Below are 21,419 nucleotides of genomic sequence, written 5' to 3'. Positions count from 1 at the left end.
CCCCCGCCCACCCCAAGCGCTACATCACCCTCCAAAGAAACCATCAGGGAGCCCCCGATGCGCCGCCCCGGCCCGAGACGAAGCGCCCTTTCCGCCGGCCGAAGCGGCCTCCTCGGCGCATCCGCGGCCCTCGCCGCCGCCCTCCTCGCCGCGCCCGCCCAGGCCACCACGGTCTATGTCAGCAACGAGAAGGGCAACTCGGTCAGCGTCATCGACGCCGAGACCCTGAAGGTCACGGCGACCTGGCCGGTCGGGCGCCGTCCCCGGGGGATCACCGTGGGCAAGGACGGCAGCCTGCTCTACGTCTGCGCCAGCGACGACGACCGCATCGACGTGCTCGACACCAAGACCGGCAAGATCGTGCGCTCGCTGCGCTCGGGGCCGGATCCGGAGCAGTTCATCGCGCATCCCTCCGGCAACCCGCTCTACGTCGCCAACGAGGATGACAGCCAGGTCACGGTGCTCGACATCGAGAAGAACAAGGTGGTGGCCGAGGTGCCGGTCGGCGTCGAGCCGGAGGGGATGGGGTTGAGCCCGGACGGGTCGATCCTGGTCAACACCTCCGAGACCACCAACATGGCCCATTTCATCGACACCAAGACCTTCCAGGTGATCGACAACGTGCTGGTCGATGCCCGCCCGCGCTTCGCCGAGTTCAGCCAGGACGGCAAATGGCTCTGGGTCTCGGCCGAGGTCGGCGGCACGGTCTCGGTCATCGACGTCGAGACGCGCAAGGTGGTCAAAAAAATCACCTTCAAGATCGCCGGCGTCACCGACGAGCAGATCCAGCCGGTCGGCGTCCGCCTGACCCGGGACGGGACCAAGGCGTTCATCGCCCTGGGACCGGCGAACCGGGTGGCGGTGGTCGATGCCAAGACCTACGAGGTGCAAAAGTACCTGCCGGTCGGCCAGCGGGTGTGGCAGCTCGCCTTCACGCCGGACCAGAAGCTGCTGTTTTCCACCAACGGCACCTCGAACGACGTCTCGGTGATCGACGTCGAGGCGTTGAAGGTGACGAAGAGCATCCCGGTCGGCCTGCTGCCCTGGGGCGTCGCGGTCTCGCCGCAGTAAAGCACCGTCCCCTCCCCGGGCGATCTCGGACATGCGTGAGATCGCCTGGGGAGGAGAGACGCGCCACCCTGCGCTTCCTCTTCTCAACCCGGATCACCCATGCGCGCCCTGCTCACCGCCGCCGCCCTCGCGGCCAGCCTCCTCGCCACCCCTTCCTCCGCCGGCGACCTCACCAAGGGCCGGACCGACCTGCCCGAGTTGTTCCTCGGCGCCGAGGACAACGATTACGCCGTCCCGGTGAAGGACATCGAGATGGAGGCCGGCAAGTCCTACCGCCTGCGCATCACCGCCAAGGGGCAGAAAGAATACAAGTTCTTCGCCAGCGAGTTCTTTCGCGGGGTGTGGATGAACCAGATCGTCATCAACCACCTCGAAGTGCACATGGCCGGGCCGCCGCACCACCTCGAATTCGACGATCAGGGCACGATCGCGGTGGAATTCGTGACGGTGCGGGCGGGCGAGTTCCCGTGGTCGGTCCAGGGTCTGGAGAGCCGGGGCATGACCGGGCGCTTCATCGTGAAGTGACAGGGGTGTGCGGGCCTGCCGGCCCGGCCTACATCGCCCTCGAAGAACCGGAGGAACCCCAAGGATGCGTCTCGCCCTCGCCGCCCTGCTCCTGCTGACGGCGTTGCCCGCCCGCGCCGACGACGCAGCCGCGTGCCGGGACGGCATCGCGACGATCAAGGCCGAGCTGGCAACATCTCCGCCCGAGCCGGTCGCCAAGACCCTCAGGAAGGAGCTGCGCATCGCCGAGCGGGAACTCGGCGAGAAGGAATACGACGAGTGCCTCGACGCGGTGCGCGACGCCCGCAAGGCGTTGGCGCGATGAGCGCGGCCCTCGCGGTCGAGGGCGTGAGCCACCGCTTCGGCGCCCGCACGGCGCTCGACGACGTGTCGTTCGAGGTGCCGCGCGGCGCCTTCGTGGCGCTGCTCGGGCCGAACGGGGCCGGCAAGACCACCCTGTTCTCGGTGGTGACGCGGCTCTATGCCAGCCAGGCCGGCCGCGTCTCCTTGCTCGGGCACGATCTCGACCGCGAGCCGTCGCGGGCGCTCGCCCGCCTCGGCGTGGTGTTCCAGGCCCGCACCCTCGACACCGACCTGACGGTGCGCCAGAACCTGCTCTATCACGCCGCCCTCCACGGCATTGCCCGCAAGGCGGCGCTGATGCGGATCGAGTCGCTGCTCGCCCGCATCGGCCTTCTGGAGCGCCGAGACGACAAGATCCGCACCCTGTCGGGCGGCCAGTCGCGGCGGATCGAGATCGCCCGGGCGCTGATCCATGCCCCCGACCTGCTGCTCCTCGACGAGCCGACCGTCGGCCTCGACCTCGAGTCCCGCGCCGACATCGTCGCCATCGTGCGGGCGCTGGTGCGGGAGGACGGGCTGTCGGTGCTGTGGGCCACCCACATCTTCGACGAGATCGACGCGGAGGACCGGGTCGTGGTGCTGCATCGCGGCCGCATCGTCGCCCGCGGCCTCGCCGAGACCCTGAGCGAGCCGTCCGGCTCCCTGGAGACGGCGTTCCGCCAGATGACGGCCGAGCGCGGGCCCGACACGCCCAGGAAGGTCGCATGAGCGCCGGGACGACCCTCACTCCCGTGCGCGGCCGGCTCGATGCCGGCGGCTACCTGATTGCCCTGTCGGGGATCGTGCGCCGGGAGCTGCTGCGCTTCTTCAACCAGAAGGAGCGGTTCTTCTCGGCCCTCGTCCGGCCGCTGGTCTGGCTGTTCATCTTCGCGGCCGGTTTTCGCAACACGCTCGGCCTGTCGATCACGCCGCCTTACGAGACCTATGTGCTCTACGAGGTCTACGTCGTGCCGGGCCTCGCGGTGATGATCCAGCTGTTCAACGGCATGCAATCCTCGCTGTCGATGGTCTATGACCGCGAGGTCGGCTCGATGCGGGTGCTGCTCACCAGCCCCTATCCGCGCTGGAGCCTGCTGCTGGCCAAGCTCATCGCCGGGGTGATCGTCTCGCTGATCCAGGCCTACGTCTTCCTCGCCGTGGCGAGCGTGTTCGAGACCGACATCCCGTGGCTCGGCTATCTCTCTGCCCTGCCGGCCTTCCTGGCCGCGGGGCTGATGCTCGGCGCCATCGGGCTGTTCCTGTCCTCGCTGGTGCGCCAGCTCGAAAACTTCGCCAGCGTGATGAACTTCGTGATCTTCCCGATGTTCTTCGCCTCCTCGGCGCTCTACCCGCTGTGGCGGATCAACGAATCGAGCGCGACGCTCTACTGGATCTGCCAGATCAACCCGTTCACCCATGCCGTCGAGCTGGTGCGGTTCGCGCTCTACGGCGCCTTCAACCCGGTCGCTTTCGCGGTCGTGGTCGGGACCGGGATCGCGTTCTTCGTCATGGCGGTGGCCGCCTACGATCCCGGCCGCGGGCTGCTCGCCCGGCGCGGCGGCCCGGCCGGGGATGCGGGCTGACCGCCCGTCCACTCAAGAGATGCCCACGATGCTCCGTCCCCTTCTGACCACGCTCCTGATCCTCGGCGCCGCCCCGGCCCTCGCCCAGCCTAAAGCCGATCCCGACTGGCCCTGCGCCCAACGCAAGGTCTCGACGCTCGGCCCCGGCGCGATCTGGACCGGCCCCGACCCGACCCAGGCGCTGGCCGAGTGGGGCAACGACACCGACGCGGCCCTGCTCGCGCAAAAGATCGCCTCGCGCCGGCTGCCGCTGGAGGAGGTCGACGGCCTCCTCGACGGGTTCGTGGCCAAGCTCGACAAGGCCGACAAGGAGGCCCGCCTGACCCGCGTCTTCGCCGGCGTGTTCGAGGTGCTGAACGGCGAGCGCGACAAGGTGGTGGCCGGCATCGGCCGCTACGCTCGCGGCCAGCGGGTGATGGCCGAGCGCATCCGCGACGAGGCCGGGAGGATCAGCGAGGTCAAGACCGCGCCGGACGTGCCCGAGACCAAGGAGCTGGCCGATCTGGAGACCCGCTTTGCCTGGGACAAGCGCATCTTCCAGGAGCGCAGCCAGTCGCTGACCTATGTCTGCGAGGTGCCGACCCTGCTGGAGCAGCGGCTGGGGGCGATCGCCAAGAAGATCCAGGCGCGGTTGTAGCGATTTAAGCGCAATTTCGCCCAGAAACCTCATCCTGAGGTTTCTGGGCGGGATCGGGAATTCGGGGGCCGCGACGGCTCCGCCCCCCGCTCACCCCACCGGCGTGAACAGCTCGCCCTTGCCCAGGGTTGCGAGGTCGCCGCCGTAGCGGCGCATCGGCGCCCGCAGCAATGCCGCGGCCTCGGGCACCAGGGCCTGGATCGATGTCGCCAGGAGTTTCAGCACCACGAGGTCTTGCCGCCCGGTCTCCACGAAGGTCGGCAGCAGGGCGCCGTGGCGGGCCGCGACCAGGGTGCCGCGGCGCATGCCGTAGCCTGGGTGGTCGCCGATCGCCTCGGCCACGATCGTGCCGGCGATCATCCGCGACCCCACATGGGCCCCGGCCGCCTTCACGACGATCAGCCCGGCGCGCATCCGGTCGCCGAGGCGCTCGCCGGCCGTGCCGCCGATCATCAGCGTCGCGCCGTCGAGCCCGGCTTCCGCGCCGTGGAGGGCGCCGCCGGCACTCTCTCCGGCATTCCCGGCGATGCGGATCGTCCCGCCCTTGGCGGCGGTGCCCGCGAAGGGACCGGCCGAGCCGCTGACCGTGAGGGTGCCGCCGGTCATGCCGGCGCCGAGGCGCTGGCCGACATCGCCCTCGACGACGATCCGCCCGGCGGACAAGCCGGCGCCGACCCGGTCGAGCCGCTCGGTGGCGCCGACGATCCGCAATTCGTCGGAGCCGTCGAGGCTGATGGCGAAGCAATCGCCGAGGGTCAGGCCGCGGCGGCTGGTGCCGACCGGGAGGCGGGCGGCCTCTGCCTCCGACAGGCCCGCGAGGGCGGCAGGCGTGAGGCCGTCGAGGTCCAGGCGCTCAGGAGGCGCCTCGCGGAGGGTCAGAATGCTCATGCGGCCTCTCCGAGCAGGTCCCGGAGGTGGAAGTGGTGGCGCCCGAGATTGCCGCCGTAATTGCCCGCCGTGACGGCGACGAGGCCGAGATCGACCCCGGCTTTGGTCGAGGCGTGGAGCGCCGCCCGCATCGCCGCCGAGACGCTGGCCGAGGAGAGCCCGTCGATGACGATCTCCAGCACCACGTCGACCTCCGGCGGCAGGGCCGAGCCGGCCCGCCCCTTCAGGGTCGGGCAATAGGCGTCGTTGGTCGAGGCCATCATGCCCTTGGTGCGGGCGCCGACCTTGGAGCCGGAGCGCACCACGCCGCCCGGGAAGGGCAGGATCACGTCAGGCACGGTGCGGGCCGCCGCAACCGCGATCTCGGCCACCCGCAGGGTGTCGGAAAAGCGCCGTCCGAGGAAGAGCAGGTTGCCGCCGCCGACCGCACCTTGAATCGTCGGCACCGAGTGCTCGCACAGGAACTCGCCATCCATCACCGGCGTGCGCCAGTAGCGCCGGCCCTCGACCCGCTTGGCGGTGGCGAAGCCGTCGCCGAAATACCGGATCGCGCCGCCGAGCTTGAGCGCCTTGCCCACGTTGGGGTCGTCCCAGGCGATGCCGGCGAAGACCGCGCTGCCCGGCGAGGTCAGGACGCATTGCCCGACCCGGCGCAGGAGCTGGTCCTTGAGGCCGCCGGCATCGAAGCCGAAGAGCAGCACGCGCACGCCCGGGCGCCCGTCCGGGGTGTCGTCGGGCGAGAGCACGGCGTCGATGCCGGCCTCGGCGCCGCAGCCGATCACCGAGGTGGCGAAGCCCGTCATCGTGGTGGCGGCGATCATCGCCCATTCGGGCGTCTCGGCGGTCAGCACCAGGGCGGTGGCCGCCATGTCGAACGCCTCCGCGAAGGTGTCCTCGACCCGGATGCCGTTGAGAATCAGGTCCGGCATGACACCGCCTCGAACACCTCACGATCGGGGAAAGCCGCGTCCGGCACGGTGAAGGTGGACAGACCGGCGCCGAAGCGGCCCTGAAGATAGGACTCGGTCCGCCGCGCCATGCCGGCATCGGCCTCGACGGCGAGGCTCAGCGTGTGGCCGCTTGTCCAGGACACGACCTCGCCGTCCTCGACGATCACCGCGCCGTCCTTCAGCACCCGGTGGGCGCGGGCGAACATCGCGGTCCGGTCCGGCTGGTCGCGGTAGACCGCGATGTCGGCCCGAGCCCCGGGGCGCAGGTGGCCGCGATCGGTGAGGCCCAGAAGCTTGGCGGGACCCGAGCGGGTGAGCTGCGCCACCTCCGAGAGGGTGTATTCGCGCGCGATGCCTGAGAGACCGGAACGCTCGGCCGCAACCTTCGGATGGGCGGCGACCTCGCGGTCGCGGGCCTCCTTGTCCATCAGCAGGTGGAGGATGCGCGGATAGGCGGTGAAGGGACCGCCATTCGGGTGGTCGGTGGTCAGGATGGTGCGCTCCGGGTCGGGCGAGAGCAGCATCAGCTCAAGCCCGATGGCGAATTGCAGCGACGAGGTCGGGCCGCGGTCGCGGTAGCGGAACGGCACGATGCCGCCGCCCTCGGCATCGCCCGCATTGACGATCCACCTCTTCGGGCTCGCCGCCTTGCGGCCGGAGAACTGGCGCAGGATGTCCAGCGAGATCGTCGCGGTCTGGCCGAACACCACCTGGCCGATATCCAGCGTGGCGTTGGGATGGCGCGCCAGCGCCTCGGCGATCCGCGGCGCGGCCGATCGGAAGCCGCCGGTCAGCGGGTTGTCCTTGTCGAGCGCCGCATAGGCGTAGAACTGCGCATGGGCGAAGTGGATGCGCCGGCCTTCCGCCGCTGCAAGCGTCTCGATCAGGCTGTCATCGGCCCCTGGCAGGCCGAGATTGCTGCAATGGACGTGCAGCGGATGCGGCACCTTGAGCGATTCGACGGCGTCCAGGAGCCCGGTGAGGATCGTTCGGGAGGTGAGCCCGTAGGCCGGCACCTCGTCGTCGAGGGAGAAGCGGACCGCGCCGTCCTTGAAGGCGTCGGCGCCGCCGGCATTGATGACCTTGACGCCGAGCGCCCGCGAGGTCGCGACATTCAGCGCCACGAGGTCGCGCACCGCATCGGCGCTCTCGCGGTCGCGCAGGAGCTGGAGCAGCTGGTCGTCGTTGCCCATCACGCAGAGGCCGCCCCGGTCGAGGAGCGGGATCTCGGCGAGTTCGAGCTGGGTCGCCAGGGCGTTGACCGGCGGCATCGCCGGCTCGACCGCGGTGGTATAGCCCATCCGGGCATAGAGCAGGCCGACGTCGCGGCCCGACCCGTGTGGGTTCGGCGCACCGGGCTCCGAGACGCCGAGTTCCGGCAGCAGCAGGCGCGCCAGAACCACGTTGCCGCCGGCGATGTGCGAGTGGACCTCGACGCCGCCCGCCATGACGATGCAGCCGGCGGCGTCGAGGGTGCGGTCGGGGGCGCGGTCCGAGGGGGCGACGATGCGGCCGTCCTCGATCCAGACGTCACCGATGGCGTCGCGCCCGGCGGTCGGATCGACCACCCGGCCGCCGGCGATGCGGGTCAGCATGAGGCGGAACGCTCCGGGTTCGTCGTAGGATTCTTGGCAGGGAAAGGCTTCTCGGCAGGGGAAGCGAGCCGGGCCTGGAGGTCGGCGAGGATGGCGGCGGCGGGGCCCGGAACCGGCTGCGGCCCGTCGACCGCGTGCCACGCGATGGCCGCGCGGCGCGGGTGCCAAAGGGCGGCGCCGAAAGCCTCGCCCGGCACGCCGACGCCGATCACCACCTGGGCCTCGTCGCCCTTCGGCGCGCCGAGAAGCGCCACGGTCGGCACCGTGCGGGTCCAGGCGGGCAGGGGGGTCGGCAGGGCCGCGAGCCACAGGGCGGCGTCGGCCTCCCCCGCCGCGGCCTGGCGGCCTGCGTCGAAGCGCCAGGGATCATGCTCAGGGGTGCCGCGGCCGAAGCCGACCCGCGGCCCCTGGCCGGTGCTCCAGGCGGCGATCTGCGCCACGGCCCGGCCCTGATGGAGATCGCCGAGGGGCAAGGCGAAGCAGCGGGTGGTCTCGTTGAGGTCCTTGACGAGGCCGTTCAGCATCTCGGCCCCGAGGGCGCCGGTCTCGGCCGGGTCGTAGAGGATCACGCCGTAGAGCGCGTCGCGCAGGCGCGTCGCGAGATCGGCCAGCGGATGGGGACCGGCGACCCGGCCGGCGACGAGGCCGCGCAGCAGGCCGATCGCCGCCGCGAGCCCGGCCTCGCCCGCCGGATAGGCGACGTGCTGCACGCTCCCGGCGCCGGGACCGCCGAGGGCGAGGACGGCACGAGGGCGCCCCGAAGCCCGACCGCGGACCGGCCCGTCCGTCGCCAGTTCGGTTAGGATGTCGGAGGCCCAGGGTGCGGCGCCGAGCGCCAGCACGACATCGGCCCGCCCGCGCGCCTCGGCCGGGGTGGTGGTCATGGCGCCGCCGGAGGCCAGGGCTCCGAGATCGGCGTAGAGCGCGGATCCCGCCGCGGGATCGAGCGAGGCGCCGATCGTGCGGGCGAGGTCGAAAGCCGCCTGCACGGAAGCGGCTTCGGCGCAGAGGCCGGCAAAGACCGGGCTGCGCGCCCCCGCCAGCAGCGAGGCGGCCGCCGCAACCGCGTCCTCCCGCGTCGCTGCCCGTCCGTCGATCCAGGCCGTCATCCGCCCTCGCTCACCCCTGCCGCGCGTCGATGCGCCGGTGACGGTTGCATCCGGGCGCCCGGACAGGCAAGTCCCCCGAAAGTCCGGCTTCGCGCCGGACCGGTGGGCAAATATCCGCCGGCCGCGAGTTGCCCAGCCGGTGGACGGTGTGGGACAGTCCGGCCGCGAGGATGGAACTGTTCAGTGGGCGCCGCGTCATGGCGGTCTCATGGCGGTGCGCGCCGCCTCATGGCGCGGGTCCGCCCGGGTCAGGCTCGTCCGGGGACAGGAAGCGAGGCCGCTTTGGCGCACGAGATCGGAACGGCACGGGCGAGGGTGCGGGTGCGCGCACCGGCCCGGCTGCATTTCGGCTTCCTCGACCTGCATGGCGGGCTCGGCCGGCGCTTCGGCAGCATCGGGCTCAGCCTGGATGCGCCCGGCATCGACCTCACCGCCGCCCGGTCCGACAGCCTTCAGGTGACCGGGGCCGATGCGCCGGGCATCGCCGCGGAGTGCGAGCGGGTGCGCGGCTATGCAGCCCTCGCGGCCCACCATCTCGGCGTGCCGGAGGCGGGGGCGTTCCATCTCGCCGACATCATCCCGGCCCATGCCGGCTTCGGCTCCGGCACCCAGCTCGCCCTGTCGGTGGCGGCGGCCTTGGCGGCGCTCCACGGCACGCCCTTCGCGCCGGCCGCCTTCGCGGATGCTCTCGATCGTGGCAACCGCTCCGGCGTCGGCCTCGCCGCCTTCGTCACCGGCGGCCTCATCGTCGATGGCGGACGCGACGACACCGACGCGCCGCCTCCGGTGATCGCAAGGCTGCCTTTTCCGGAGGCATGGCGGGTGGTGCTGATGCTCGATGCCGGCCGCACCGGCGTGCACGGGGCCGAGGAGCGTCGGGCCTTTCGCGAGCTGCCTCGTTTTCCGGCACCGGAAGCCGCCGAGATCTGCCGCACGGTGCTGATGCAGGTGCTGCCGGCCGTCGTCACGCAGGACATCGCGCGGTTCGGCGCCGGCATCACCGGGATCCAGCGCCGCATCGGCGACTACTTCGCCCCCCACCAGGGCGGGCGCTACGCCAGCGCGGCGGTGGCGGCGGCGCTCGCCACCGTCGAGGCCGCCGGGATCGCGGGATTCGGACAGAGCTCCTGGGGGCCGACGGGCTTCGCCCTCGTCGCCGACGCGGCGCAGGCCGAGGCGCTGGCCGCGGAGTTGCGTGCCCGCCACCCGGACCTGACCCTCCGCATCGCCCGCGGGCGCAACCGCGGCGCCGAGATCGGCGCGGTCTAGCGTCCGGGGAGCTCGGCGGTGCGGCCCGTTGGCACGCTGCTTGCTGATCTCCTCTCGCAGCGCAGAGCCGCCAGGGCTCTTGTCGGGTTGGCGTGCCCATCGTCGGGTGTCCGCTGAGGGTCCGCTCGGCCATGCGTGCATGGCCCGGCGGTCTCGCCGATTGCCGCGGTGAGAGTGCCGTTCACCGGATGTCCACGTCTTCGAGACGGGACGTAAGCCATGTGCGATCGTGACGGGTCGTTCTACCGTAACCTCTCCCGGCGGGGCTTCCTCGGCCGGGGCGCCGGTGCCGCGGCGGCCATCGCCCTGCCGGCGCATCTCGCGGCCCTGCTGGCGCCGAGCCCGGCGGCGGCGGCCACCACCACGCTGAAGGCCACCCACGGCTCCGGCTTCTGCAACATGGGCATCTTCCTCGCCAAGGAGCGGGAGCTGACCAAGGCGGACGGCGTCGAACTCGACTTCGTGGTGACGCCCTCGAACACCGAGATCACCACCATGTTCGGGGCCGGGCTCGTCGACATGTCGATGATCCCGTACTCGAACTTCATGACCCTGTACGATGCCGGGGCGCCGGTGCGGATCGTCGCCGGCGGCGGCGTCGAGGGCTGCATCATCGTGGCGCGCGAGGGCATCAACTCCGCGGCCGACCTCAAGGGCAAGACCTTCGGCACCTTCCAGGCCGACACCCTCGAGGTGCTGCCCTACGACTACCTCAAGAAGGCCGGCATGAGTTTTCGCGATGTCGAGGTGAAGTATCTCGACACCTCGCCGGAACTCGCCCAGGCGTTCATGGCCGGCGCCCTCGACGCGATCTGCCATATCGAGCCCTATGCCTCGCAATGCGTCCTGGGCCGGAAAGGGGCGCATGTCCTGTCGAACGGCACCGACGTCTACGGCAAGGGCTACTCGGATTGCGTGCTCGCCGTTCGCACGCCGCTCCTCAAGAGCAACCCGGCCGCCGTGAAGGCGGTGATCAAGGCGCTGTTCGTCGCGCAGTCCCAGGCCGAGGCGGACAAGGCCGCCGCCCTCAGGGACACGGTCGGGAAATACTACAAGACCAGCATGGAGGCGGCGATCGATGCCTCCGCCAAGCAGCCGATCGTGGTCGACCAGCGCGACCAGACCTCGTTCATCATCGCCCGCGGCGCCTCGATGCAGGAACTCGGCTACGTCAAGAAGGCCCCGGACGCGGGCGCCTTCGACTGGAGCCTGCTCGAGGCGGTGATCGCCGAGAACAAGAGCCTCTATGCGGGCCTGAAGCTGAAGGCCGCCTGACGGTACGGCCGGCCGCGAACGGCCGGGCCTTGCGCCCGGCCGCCCTTCCTCCCGCATGGACGCTCGCCTCGTGACCACACACGCACGGATCGGCCCGATCCCGGCGCCGCCGCGCGCCGTGCTGCCCGGGCTCTCGCCCGCCTGGCGCCGGCGCCTCGCCAGCCTCGCCTGGGGCCTCGTCTCCCTCGGCCTGTTCGCGGGCCTGTGGGAGGGCCTGTGGGCCCTCGACCTCGTCAACCCGCTGCTGCTGCCGCCGCCCCACCTGTTCCTGGCCGACATTCCCGGGACGCTGCGCTACTTCGACCGCTCGAACCGGATCGGCAGCGTCGCGAGCGGCGGCGGCGTCACGGCGTTGCTGATCACCATGGCCTGGACGACGATGCGGGTCTTCGTCGGCCTCAGCCTGGGCTTCGTCTGCGGCGTCCTCGTCGGGGCGCTGGTCCATTACGTGCGGATCCTGCGCAACCTGCTGCTGCCGACGGTGCTGGTGCTCGCCCCCATTTCCCCGGTGGCGTGGCTGCCGGTCGCCATCTTCGTGTTCGGCATCGGCGACAAGCCGGCGATCTTCCTGGTCTTCATCACGCTGTTCTTCACCATCGTGCTCTCGACCGGCGCGCAGATCGAGAGCGTGCCCAAAACTTACATCCACGTCGCCCGCATCATGGGCGCCACCGGCCGGCAGACCTTCTGGCGGGTGGTGCTGCCGGCGATCCTGCCGAGCCTGTTCATGACGCTCAGGCTCAACCTGTTCGCCGCCTGGATGGTGGTGCTGATCGCCGAGACCGTCGGGGTCGGGACCGGGCTCGGGCAGATCACCTCGATGGCGCGCTCGACTTTCAACGCCAAGCTGGTCTTCTTCACCATGGCGATCGTCGGCCTGCTCGGCTTCCTGTCCGATTTCGGCCTGCGCCAGATCCAGCGGAAGATGCTGTGGTGGGTCGGCCCGGGAGGCGCCCGATGACCCGCCCTGCCGTCTCGATCCGCACTGTCTCGAAGCGGTGGATGCCGGAGGGACGCGCGCCGGTCCAGGCGCTCGCCGACCTCGACTTCGAGGTCGCACCCGGCGAGTTCGTGGTGCTGCTCGGCCCCTCCGGCTGCGGCAAGTCCACGCTGCTCTACATGATCGCCGGCCTCGAGGAGGTGACCGGCGGCGAGATCCTGGCCGATGGCGATCCCGTCACCGGTCCGAGCGCCGAGCGCGGGCTGATCTTCCAGGACGCCTCGCTGTTTCCCTGGCTCACCATCGCCGACAACGTCGCCTTCGGGCTCGCCGTCCAGCACGTGCCACCGGTCAAAAGGCGCGAGCTGGCAGTGGAGATGCTGCGCCGGGTCGGGCTCGGCGACATGCTCGACAAGAAGCCGGACGAATTGTCCGGCGGCATGCGCCAGCGCGCCGCCTGCGCCCGGGCGCTCGCCATGCGGCCGAAGGTGCTGATGATGGACGAGCCCTTCGCGGCCCTCGACGTCCAGACCCGCTCGCGGATGCAGGACTTCCTGCTCCAGATCTGGCGCGACAGCGGTGCCTCGGTCCTCCTCGTCACCCATTCCATCGACGAGGCGATCTCGCTCGCCGACCGGGTGGTGGTGTTCACGGCCCGGCCGGGGCGGGTGAAGACGATCGTGCCGATCGACCTGCCACGGCCGCGACCCTCGCGGGACCCGCGCTACCACGCCTATCGCGACCTGTTCACCGAGCTGCTCGGGGCCGAGGTCGACCGGGCCTTCGCCGAACAGGAGGCCCTCGCGGCCCGATGAGCCCCCTCATCCGCGTCGCCGCGATCCCGGTCGGCCCGGCCGGGCCCGATCCGGATCCCCTGTGGCGGGAGATCGAGGCGGGGGTGGCGCAGGCCGCCGCCGCGGGCGCGATCCTCGCCGTGCTGCCGGAACTGACGGTGCTGCCTTACGTCGCCGGCGCGGATCCGGCGCGCTGGCGCCATCTCGCCGAACCGGCGGACGGCCCGACCGGCCGCCGCATGGGGGCGCTCGCCCGCCGCCACGGCCTTGGCCTGGCCTTCGGCCTCGCCCTCGCCGAGCCGGGGGAGGCGCTGCCGCTCAATGCGGCGCTCCTCGCCCACCCGGACGGCCGCGTGGTTCGCCTCGCGGCCAAGCACAGGCTGCCGCCGCCGCTGCCGGGCGATCCGTTCGGCGAGGGTGACCATTTCCGACCCGGCCCGGCGGCGTCGGCGCCGGTATCGTTCACGTGGGCGGGCGGCGTCCTGCGGGTCGCGGGCCTCGTCTGCTACGACCGGCGCTTCCCGGAATCCTGGGACGCGGCAGCGGCCGGGGCCGACCTCGTCGCGGTCCTGGTCGCCGGGCCGGCGCCCGGGGATCCGCCGGGCTTCTTCACCGCCGAGCTGTCCGGCCATGCCAGGCGCTGCCGCGTCGCAGCGGTGGCGGCGTCGCGCCACGGCACCGAGCATCGCCTCGGCCGGCCGGTGCGGCACGACGGCGACAGCCTCGTCGTCGGGCCGGACGGCCGCACCCTGGCGGCCTGGCGTCCCGAGGCGCCGGCCGCCGTCATCGCGTCTCTGCCGGAGACCCTCCGGCTCCCGCTTCCCATTGCGTAACGGAGTGCACACCATGGCAGAACTCATCGTCCAGGCCGGCTGGGTCGTCACCGGGATCAAGGACCGCAACACGCCGGTCATCGTCGAGAACGGCGCCGTGCTCGCGCGCGACGGCGTGATCGTGGCGGTCGGCCCGCTCGAGGAGATGCAGCGGACGGCGCCCCAGGCGGAGCTGCGCCGCTATCCCGGCCACGTCATGCTGCCGGGCTTCGTCAACAGCCACCACCATGTCGGGCTCACCCCGCTCCAGCTCGGCTCGCCGGACTATGCCCTGGAAGTGTGGTTCGCCAGCCGCCTGCCGGCCCGGCGCCTCGACCTCACCCTCGACACGCTCTACTCCGCCTTCGAGATGGTGGCCTCGGGCATCACCACGGTCCAGCACATCCAGGGCTGGATGGCCGGCGGCTTCGAGGCCATCCACGCCTCCGCGACCAAGACGCTGAACGCCTACCGCAGCCTCGGGATGCGGGCCTCGTATTGCTACGCCGTGCGCGAGCAGAACCGCCTCGTCTACGAGGCGGACGAGGCGTTCTGCGCCCGCTTGCCCGCCGATCTCGGGGCGCAGCTCGCCGCACACCTCAAGGCGCAGGCGATGCCGTTCGCCGACTTCCTGCGCCTGTTCGACCAGCTCACGGAGGAGAATGCCGGGAATCGCCTGACCCGCATCCAGCTGGCCCCCGCCAACCTCCACTGGTGCACCGACGAGGGGCTGGTCGCGCTCCATGAAAAATCCCGCGCCGCCGGGGTGCCGATGCACATGCACCTCCTGGAGACCGCCTACCAGAAGGAATATGCCCGCCGCCGCACGGCCAAGACGGCGCTCCGCCACCTCCACGATCTCGGCGTGCTCGGGCCGCACATGACGCTCGGCCACGGCGTCTGGCTCAATGCCGAGGACATCGACATCGTCGCTGAGACCGGCACCTGCATCTGCCACAATTGCTCGTCGAATTTCCGCCTGCGCTCGGGCCTCGCGCCCCTGAACGCCTGGGAGAAGAAGGGCATCACGGTCGGGATGGGGCTCGACGAGGCCGGCATCAACGACGACCGCGACATGCTCCAGGAATTGCGGCTGGCGCTCCGGGTCCACCGGGTGCCGGGCATGGACGACGACGACGTGCCGACCCCGTCCCAGGTGGTCAAGATGGCGACCGAGTCCGGCGCCATGACCACGGCCTTCGGGGCCGAGATCGGCCGGCTCGATCCCGGCCGGTTCTTCGATGCCTCGCTGATCGACTGGCGGCGCGCCACCTACCCGTTCCAGGATCCGGACATCCCGGTGCTCGACGCCCTGGTCCAGCGCGCCAAGACCGAGTGCGTCGATGCGGTCTACATCGACGGCGAGCTGGTCTATGCGGAGGGCCGCTTCACCAGGGTCGACCGGGACGCCGTGCTGGCCGAGATCGCCGACGTGCTCGGACGGCCGCGCTCGCCCGAGGAGGTGGCCAGGCGCGAACTCGGCCGGGCGGTGTTCCCGCACGTGAAGGCGTTCTACGCCGATTACCTGCCGGAGGCGCCGCGCGATCCGTTCTACGCCGGATCGTCGATGCGGTAGCGCAAGGACGGGCGGACTGCACCAATGGTCTAGACACAGGCGCAGCCGCCGGGCTTACAAGCGGCGTAGCCGCACTCCCGACGATTCGGGGGGCTGCGCCGTCGTCGTCCCGGAGGAGGCCCGCTTGAGCCGCTCGATCCTGCACATGCTGACCCCGCTCAAGCACATGAGCCCGTTCGACGTGAACATGGCGGTGGATGCGGGATTCGAGGTCGTCTCGACCTATACGAGCGTGGACCAGAGCGAGGTGGTGCCGCTGGTCCAGGACTCGATCTTCTCCCGCGCCCCCCAGGACGGCATCCGCACGGCGATCTTCATCGGCGGCAAGAACGCCGAGGCGTCCCTCGACATGGTGGACGCCGCCACGAGCGCCTTCGTGCCGCCCTTCGCCAACCACGTCTTCGCCGACCCGGCCGGCTCCTTCACCACCGGCGCCGCCATGGTCGCCTGCGTCCGCAAGGCGTTGCGCGACAGGTTCAACGAGGGCCTCTCGGGCAAGCGCGTGGCGATCTATGGCGGCACCGGCGTCGTCGCCTATTGCGCCGCGGTGATCGCCGCCCAGGAGGGCGCCCACCCGGTCATCGTCGGCTATAACGGCCGCGAGCGCGTCGCGGCGATCGCCGAGGGCATGCGCGCCCGCTTCGGCGTCGCGGTCGAGTCCGCCGACGGCTCCGATCAGGCCGGCCGCTTCGCCGCCGCACGGGACGCGGAGGTGATCCTGTCGGCCGCCGCCGCGGGCGTGCAGGTGCTGAGCGCCGAGGACCTGACCCAGGCCGGCCGCCTTCTCGTCGCCGCCGACGTCAACGCCGTGCCGCCGGCCGGCATCGCGGGCATCGACGTGAATGCCGACGCCGTCCCGCTGCCGACCGGTCGCGGCGTCGGCATCGGGGCGCTGGCCGTCGGCAACGTCAAGTACGGCACCCAGGCCGGCCTCTTCCGCCGCCTGCTCCAGGCCGACCAGCCCCTCGTCCTCGACTTCCGCGATGCCTACCGGCTCGCCGTCGAGTTGACCGGCCAAGTAACCGGCCACGACGACGCCGCGTGAGGCGGACGGGCGGGGACCGGAGACGGCGATGACCGGCGAGGCGGTGCTGATCGCGGCGCAGTCCGGGCGGGCGCTCGCCGCCGCGGCGCGGCGGGCGGGCTACCGGCCTTTCGTCGCCGACCTGTTCGGCGACGAGGACACCCGCGCGCGCGCCGCCGGCTACCGCCGCGTGCCCGGCCGCCTCGGCACCGGGCCGGGTGCCCGGGGCATCGCGGCGGCGCTGGCCGCCCTGGCGGCGGAGGCGGGCGCACCCATCGGCCTCGTCCTCGGCTCCGGCTTCGAGGGATCGCCCGGGCTGATGCGGCGCCTCGCCGACACCTATCCCCTGCTCGGCGCCTCGCCCGAGGCGGTGGCGGCCCTGAAGGACCCGGCTCGCTTCGCGGCTCTCTGCGCGCGCCTCGCCATTCCCCATCCCGAGATCGCCCTGGCGCCGGTGGCCGACCCGGCCTCCTGGCTGACGAAGCGGCGCGGCGCCTCCGGCGGCGGCCATATCCGCCCGGCCCGGCCGGGGCGGGTGCCGGCGAACGCCTATCTCCAGCGCCGCGTCCCGGGCCGGCCCCACGCCGTCGCGGCCCTCGCCGACGGACGCGACGTGACGATCCTGGCGGCCACCGAACAATGGACCGCGCCGGGCGCCGGCCGGCCCTTCCGCTATGCCGGCGCCGCCGGCCCGGTCGCCCTGCCGGAGGCGGTGCGGGCGGGGGCGAAGCGGGCGCTCGCCGGGCTCGTCGCCGCGACGGGGCTAAGCGGCCTCGTCAGCGCCGACCTGATGGTGGACGGGGAAGCCTGGTGGCTCCTCGAGGTCAATCCCCGCCCCGGCGCCACCCTCGACCTCCTCGACCGCGGGCCGGTGCCACTGTTCCACGCGCATCTCGCCGCGAGCCGGGGCCGGCTGCCGGAGGCGCGGCCGGTCCTGACGGGGGCGGCGGCGGCCGAGATCCTGTACGCGGACGCGCCGATCTCCGCCGTGCCGGTCCTCGACTGGCCCGACTGGGCGATGGACCGCCCGCCGTCCGGCAGCCGCATCGCGGCCGGGGCGCCGATCTGCACGGTGATGGCCGAGGGGGCAAAGGCCGGTGCGGCCCGGCGCAGGCTCGCGGCGCGGGCGGCGGATCTGCGGGCACGGCTGGAGACAGGCCCCGTCGAGGCCGCGTTGGCTTTCGCGCGCCGCGGTTTCATGCTCGACCCCGACGCAAGGGAAGCCTTCTCCGGCGAGAGCGGGGGCCAAGCAGATTGCGCAAAAGTGGTTGCCGGTTTTGCGACGAAAATCTGCGACAAGACAAGAATCTAAGCGGACGAAGCGGTGGCCTGCCACCGCAGGTCTGCTTAGGGCGAGACAGGGGGCTACGGCGAGCCTGGCCCCCCGTCCACACCACCCAACGGGGCCGCGAAGACCCCGATCGATTCGCGCGGCCTTCCGGGGATAAGACCCGGACCGGCCCAAGGGAGTTCACCCGATGAGTTCAGCGCCCGCTTCCGCCACGCCGTCCCGCCCGAGCGTGAATGCGCTCGCCGCCCCCCTGGTCGAGGCCCTGGCCGCCGAGGCGGTGCGGCTGCGGCTCGCCGTGACCCGGGCGCCGGACGGGGCGCGGCTGATCGATGCCGGGGCGGGGGTGCGGGGCTCGATCGAGGCCGGCCGGCGCATGGCCGAGATCTGCCTGGGCGGCCTCGGCACCGTGACGATCGCCCCCGCCGGGCCCCTCGACGCCTGGCCCTTCACACTCACCGTCCACAGCACCGACCCGGTGCTCGCCTGCCTCGGCAGCCAGTATGCCGGCTGGAGCCTCGCCGACGAGGGGGGCGATTCGGGCTTCTTCGCCCTCGGCTCGGGCCCCGGCCGGGCGGCGGCGGCGGTCGAGCACCTGTTCGAGGAGCTGGCCTACCGCGACACGGCGGAGCGCATCGCCCTGGTGCTCGAATCGGCGAGCCCGCCGCCGGCCTCCGTCATCGCCAAGGTGGCCGAGGCGGCGGGCGTGGCGCCCGCCGAGGTCACCTTCGTCTACGCCCCGACCCAGAGCCTCGCCGGCGCGACCCAGGTGGTCGCCCGGGTTCTGGAGGTCGCCCTGCACAAGGCCCACTCGGTCGGGTTCGACCTCGGCGCCATCGTCGACGGAATCGGCGCCGCGCCGCTGAGCCCGCCGCACCCGGACTTCATCCAGGCCATGGGCCGCACCAACGACGCCATCATCTATGGCGGCCGGGTCCACCTCTTCGTCGAGGCGGACGATGCGGATGCCAAGGGCCTGGCCGAGGCCCTGCCGAGCACCACCTCCCGCGACCACGGCGCGCCCTTCGCGGAGATCTTCGCCCGCTTCAACGGCGATTTCTACGCCATCGACAAGCACCTGTTCAGCCCGGCCGAGGTGGTGGTGACCTCGCTGCGCTCCGGCCACAGCCACCGGGCCGGCCGGCTGGTGCCGGAACTGGTGGGGCGCTCCTTCGCCTGAGGCGGGGAGACGGGGCGGGCATCGGACCATCGAGGGATCATCAGGTCATGCGGATCGGGCTCGCGGCCGATAACGGCGCCTGGCACAAGGCCCGGCTCCTCGCCGCGCTGACGGAACTCGGCGCCGCGCCGGTGCTGTTCTCGCTCGCCGACGTCACGGTCGAGACCGGGCACCCGGAGCCCCTGCTCGTGCCGGGCTTCGGCGGCAGCCTGCCGGACGGGGTGCTCCTGCGCACCATCGCGGGCGGCACCTTCGAGGCGACGACGATGCGGCTCGGCGTGCTCCATGCCCTCGTCGCCGCCGGCACCGTGGTGTGGAACGGGCCCTCCGCCATCGAGCGCTCGGTGGACAAGGCGATGACGAGCCTGCTGCTCGCCCGCCACCACCTCCCGACGCCGGAGACCTTCGTGCTGTCGCGCCGGGACGCCGCCGCCGAGGTGGTGGCCCGGGAGGCGGCGCCCGGCCGGCCGCTGGTGCTCAAGCCCCTGTTCGGCTCGCAAGGGGAGGGCCTCCAGCTGATCGCCCGGCCCGAGGAGCTGCCGCCCGAGGAGCTGGTCGGCCGGGTCTACTACCTCCAGCGCTACGTCGCCCGGCGGGACGGGGCCTGGCAGGATTACCGGGTCTTCGTCTGCGCCGGCCGGGCGGTCGCCGGGATGATCCGCGAGGGCGACGGCTGGATCACCAACGTGCACCGGGGCGGCCGGCCGCTGCCCTGGCGCCCGCCGGCCCGGGCCGCGGAACTGGCCGAGGCCGCCGCCGCGGCGGTGGGCTGCGGCTATACCGGCATCGACCTCGTCGAGGACGGGGAGGGCGGCTTCCAGGTGCTGGAGGTCAACAGCATGCCGGCCTGGTCCGGGTTGCAGCAGGTGACGCCGGTCGACATCGCCCGGGAGGTCGCCGCCGGCTTCCTGGCGGCGGTGCGGGCCGGCCGGACGCCGCGTCTCGTCGCCGGAGGGGCGTGATGCCGCCGCTCGCCCCGGCGGCGCTCCTGGAGGCGTATCTCGCGGCCTGCCGGGCGGAACTGGCGGCGATCAAGCCCGGCAACGTCCATGTCCACGCCGCCGGGCACCGGATGAGCGTCGCGGATTTCGAGGCGAGCGCCGCGCTCTCCGCGCCACTCCTGACGGCGCCGGGTGCTCGGGTCGGGGCGCGGATCGAAGGCGCGGTCGCGGCCACCCGCGACGGCGTCGGCCAGAACACCAATCTCGGCATCGTGCTGCTCTGCGCGCCGCTTGCCGCGGCGGCCGAGCGGCCCGGTCCCTTGCGCGACGGCCTCGCGGCCGTGCTTGCCGGGCTCGATGCGGCGGATGCCGCCGGCCTCTACGCGGCGATCCGGCTCGCCAGTCCCGGCGGCCTCGGGACGGCGGAGCGGCACGACGTCACTGCCGATGGCCCGCCGCCGCCGTTCCTCGTCGCCATGGCGGAGGCGGCCGGGCGCGACCGCATCGCCCGGGCCTACGTCACCGGGTTCGAGGACCTGTTCACGACCGGCCTCACGGCCCTGGCGGCGGCCCGCGCCCGGGGCCTGAGCGAGCCCTGGACCACCACGGCGGTCCATCTCGCCTTCCTGACCGGCTTTCCCGACAGCCACATCGCCCGCAAGTTCGGCTCTGACGCCGCCGAACGGGTGCGGGCCGAGGCCGAGGCGGCTCTGCGCGGGCTGCCCCCGGGGGAGGGCGCGCGGGCGGCCCTGCTCGCCCACGATGCCGCCCTCAAGGCCGCCGGGCTCAATCCCGGCACCAGCGCCGATCTCACGGTGGCGACCCTGTTCCTCGACGCGGTGCAGCGCCTGAAGGACGGAACGCCGGCGCAACCTGCCAATAAGTCTTAACCCCGACCCGGCTTTCCTTCCGTCGCCGGGGCCAAAATGGCCCAATGTACCGGCTTGGCCGGCTTGTTCAGGGTTCGGCGGCGCTGTAGGGTCCGCCCGCCATCCAGACAACCGGTTCGGCTCCCGCTGAACGCCGACAGCAAGGATGGCGGTGCTGCGCCGCACTGTTTCGGCGGCCGGCTAACCTTATCGATATCTGGGAGAACCCCCACATGGCGACGATCAATAAGGTGATGGTGGGCGAGGCCCTCGTCGGTGACGGCAACGAGGTAGCGCATATCGACCTCATCATCGGCCCGCGCGGCAGCGCCGCCGAGACGGCGTTCTGCAACAGCCTGACCAACAACAAGCACGGCTTCACCAGCCTGCTCGCGGTGGTCGCGCCGAACCTGCCGTGCAAGCCCAACACCCTGCTGTTCAACAAGGTCACCATCAACGACGCCCGCCAGGCCGTCCAGATGTTCGGCCCCGCCCAGCACGCCGTCGCCAAGGCGGTGCAGGATTGCGTCGCCGAGGGCATCATCCCGGCCGCCGAGGCCGACGACCTGTACATCCTGGTCGGCGTGTTCATCCACTGGGAAGCCGCGGACGACGCCAAGATCGAGAAGTACAACTACGAGGCCACGAAGCTGTCGATCGAGCGCGCCATCAAGGGCACGCCGACCGCCGCCGAGGTCACCCAGCAGTACAAGAGCGCCCAGCACCCCTTCGCGGCGAACGTCGCCTAGACAGGAAACCGTCCGGAACAGCC

Annotated in this window: 22 protein-coding genes; 18 read left to right on the top strand and 4 right to left on the bottom strand. The window is 72.1% G+C overall.

The annotated features are described in order from the left end of the window. The first annotated feature begins 57 nt into the window (after window positions 1-57). From VP06_RS05160 to VP06_RS05135, 6 genes are all read left to right on the top strand, one after another. Window positions 58-1,071: a YVTN family beta-propeller repeat protein gene (locus VP06_RS05160; protein ID WP_048462758.1), complete on the top strand. Its 1,014-nt coding sequence runs from the start codon at window positions 58-60 to the stop codon at window positions 1,069-1,071. A gap of 99 nt (window positions 1,072-1,170) precedes the next feature. Next, window positions 1,171-1,596, top strand: a complete 426-nt coding sequence (locus tag VP06_RS05155; RefSeq protein WP_048462757.1) for a cupredoxin domain-containing protein — start codon at window positions 1,171-1,173, stop codon at window positions 1,594-1,596. Between the two features lie 64 nt (window positions 1,597-1,660). Next, complete coding sequence (locus tag VP06_RS05150) at window positions 1,661-1,900, top strand: hypothetical protein (protein ID WP_048462756.1); 240 nt, start codon at window positions 1,661-1,663, stop codon at window positions 1,898-1,900. Further along, a complete protein-coding gene (locus VP06_RS05145; protein WP_048462755.1) occupies window positions 1,897-2,646 on the top strand; it encodes an ABC transporter ATP-binding protein in 750 nt (249 codons plus the stop codon). Before VP06_RS05150 ends, VP06_RS05145 begins: the two co-directional genes overlap by 4 nt. Continuing rightward, on the top strand, window positions 2,643-3,500 hold the full coding sequence (locus tag VP06_RS05140) for an ABC transporter permease (protein ID WP_048462754.1): 858 nt from the start codon (window positions 2,643-2,645) through the stop codon (window positions 3,498-3,500). Before VP06_RS05145 ends, VP06_RS05140 begins: the two co-directional genes overlap by 4 nt. A 28-nt stretch (window positions 3,501-3,528) precedes the next feature. Further along, window positions 3,529-4,137 carry a hypothetical protein gene (locus VP06_RS05135; RefSeq protein ID WP_048462760.1) on the top strand — a complete coding sequence of 203 codons (609 nt, stop codon included), beginning with the start codon at window positions 3,529-3,531 and terminating at the stop codon, window positions 4,135-4,137. 90 nt (window positions 4,138-4,227) lie between these two features. Here VP06_RS05135 and VP06_RS05130 read toward each other — a convergent pair whose 3' ends face one another. From VP06_RS05130 to VP06_RS05115, 4 genes are read right to left on the bottom strand one after another with little or no spacing between them, the layout of a single operon-like run. Continuing rightward, window positions 4,228-5,025, bottom strand: coding sequence for a formylmethanofuran dehydrogenase subunit C (locus VP06_RS05130; RefSeq protein ID WP_048462753.1), 798 nt, complete (start codon window positions 5,023-5,025; stop codon window positions 4,228-4,230). Beyond that, on the bottom strand, window positions 5,022-5,954 hold the full coding sequence (fhcD, locus tag VP06_RS05125) for a formylmethanofuran--tetrahydromethanopterin N-formyltransferase (protein ID WP_048462752.1): 933 nt from the start codon (window positions 5,952-5,954) through the stop codon (window positions 5,022-5,024). The genes VP06_RS05130 and fhcD overlap by 4 nt, the downstream gene beginning before the upstream one ends. Beyond that, window positions 5,942-7,570 (bottom strand): formylmethanofuran dehydrogenase subunit A, encoded by a 1,629-nt coding sequence (locus tag VP06_RS05120; RefSeq protein WP_048462751.1) that lies wholly within the window; start codon window positions 7,568-7,570, stop codon window positions 5,942-5,944. The genes fhcD and VP06_RS05120 overlap by 13 nt, the downstream gene beginning before the upstream one ends. Further along, window positions 7,564-8,679 carry a molybdopterin-binding domain-containing protein gene (locus VP06_RS05115; RefSeq protein ID WP_048462750.1) on the bottom strand — a complete coding sequence of 372 codons (1,116 nt, stop codon included), beginning with the start codon at window positions 8,677-8,679 and terminating at the stop codon, window positions 7,564-7,566. Before VP06_RS05115 ends, VP06_RS05120 begins: the two co-directional genes overlap by 7 nt. Before the next feature lie 321 nt (window positions 8,680-9,000). Here VP06_RS05115 and VP06_RS05110 point away from each other — a divergent pair, with 321 nt between their 5' ends. The 12 genes from VP06_RS05110 (at window position 9,001) to fae (ending at window position 21,396) form a co-directional block, all read left to right on the top strand. Then, window positions 9,001-9,948 carry a beta-ribofuranosylaminobenzene 5'-phosphate synthase family protein gene (locus VP06_RS05110; RefSeq protein ID WP_342586805.1) on the top strand — a complete coding sequence of 316 codons (948 nt, stop codon included), beginning with the start codon at window positions 9,001-9,003 and terminating at the stop codon, window positions 9,946-9,948. Window positions 9,949-10,167: 219 nt separating this feature from the next. Further along, entirely contained in the window at window positions 10,168-11,223 is a 1,056-nt protein-coding gene (locus tag VP06_RS05105; protein ID WP_048462748.1) for an ABC transporter substrate-binding protein, read from the top strand. 55 nt (window positions 11,224-11,278) lie between these two features. Next, entirely contained in the window at window positions 11,279-12,184 is a 906-nt protein-coding gene (locus tag VP06_RS05100) for an ABC transporter permease (protein WP_048462747.1), read from the top strand. Then, a complete protein-coding gene (locus tag VP06_RS05095) occupies window positions 12,181-12,978 on the top strand; it encodes an ABC transporter ATP-binding protein (protein WP_048462746.1) in 798 nt (265 codons plus the stop codon). The genes VP06_RS05100 and VP06_RS05095 overlap by 4 nt, the downstream gene beginning before the upstream one ends. Beyond that, the gene (locus VP06_RS05090) at window positions 12,975-13,790 is read left to right on the top strand and encodes a carbon-nitrogen hydrolase family protein (RefSeq protein ID WP_048462745.1); all 816 of its coding nucleotides are present in this window, start codon (window positions 12,975-12,977) and stop codon (window positions 13,788-13,790) included. Before VP06_RS05095 ends, VP06_RS05090 begins: the two co-directional genes overlap by 4 nt. A 13-nt stretch (window positions 13,791-13,803) precedes the next feature. Beyond that, window positions 13,804-15,345 carry an amidohydrolase family protein gene (locus VP06_RS05085; RefSeq protein ID WP_048462744.1) on the top strand — a complete coding sequence of 514 codons (1,542 nt, stop codon included), beginning with the start codon at window positions 13,804-13,806 and terminating at the stop codon, window positions 15,343-15,345. A gap of 124 nt (window positions 15,346-15,469) precedes the next feature. Next, window positions 15,470-16,390 carry an NAD(P)-dependent methylenetetrahydromethanopterin dehydrogenase gene (locus VP06_RS05080; protein ID WP_048462743.1) on the top strand — a complete coding sequence of 307 codons (921 nt, stop codon included), beginning with the start codon at window positions 15,470-15,472 and terminating at the stop codon, window positions 16,388-16,390. A 28-nt stretch (window positions 16,391-16,418) separates the two neighbouring features. Continuing rightward, window positions 16,419-17,681 carry an ATP-grasp domain-containing protein gene (locus VP06_RS05075; RefSeq protein WP_063928347.1) on the top strand — a complete coding sequence of 421 codons (1,263 nt, stop codon included), beginning with the start codon at window positions 16,419-16,421 and terminating at the stop codon, window positions 17,679-17,681. Between the two features lie 166 nt (window positions 17,682-17,847). Then, window positions 17,848-18,837 (top strand): methenyltetrahydromethanopterin cyclohydrolase, encoded by a 990-nt coding sequence (mch, locus tag VP06_RS05070; RefSeq protein ID WP_048462742.1) that lies wholly within the window; start codon window positions 17,848-17,850, stop codon window positions 18,835-18,837. 47 nt (window positions 18,838-18,884) lie between these two features. Further along, window positions 18,885-19,799, top strand: coding sequence for an ATP-grasp domain-containing protein (locus VP06_RS05065; RefSeq protein ID WP_048462741.1), 915 nt, complete (start codon window positions 18,885-18,887; stop codon window positions 19,797-19,799). Continuing rightward, on the top strand, window positions 19,799-20,668 hold the full coding sequence (locus VP06_RS05060) for a triphosphoribosyl-dephospho-CoA synthase (protein ID WP_197093141.1): 870 nt from the start codon (window positions 19,799-19,801) through the stop codon (window positions 20,666-20,668). Before VP06_RS05065 ends, VP06_RS05060 begins: the two co-directional genes overlap by 1 nt. Before the next feature lie 212 nt (window positions 20,669-20,880). After that, window positions 20,881-21,396 carry a formaldehyde-activating enzyme gene (fae, locus tag VP06_RS05055; protein WP_048431570.1) on the top strand — a complete coding sequence of 172 codons (516 nt, stop codon included), beginning with the start codon at window positions 20,881-20,883 and terminating at the stop codon, window positions 21,394-21,396. The last annotated feature ends 23 nt before the right edge of the window (window positions 21,397-21,419 follow it).

This window comes from Methylobacterium aquaticum, from assembly GCF_001043915.1.
Taxonomy (GTDB): domain Bacteria; phylum Pseudomonadota; class Alphaproteobacteria; order Rhizobiales; family Beijerinckiaceae; genus Methylobacterium; species Methylobacterium aquaticum.
The sequence above is the reverse complement of the archived record's forward strand: the minus strand, read 5'-3'. Positions and strand labels throughout refer to the sequence as shown.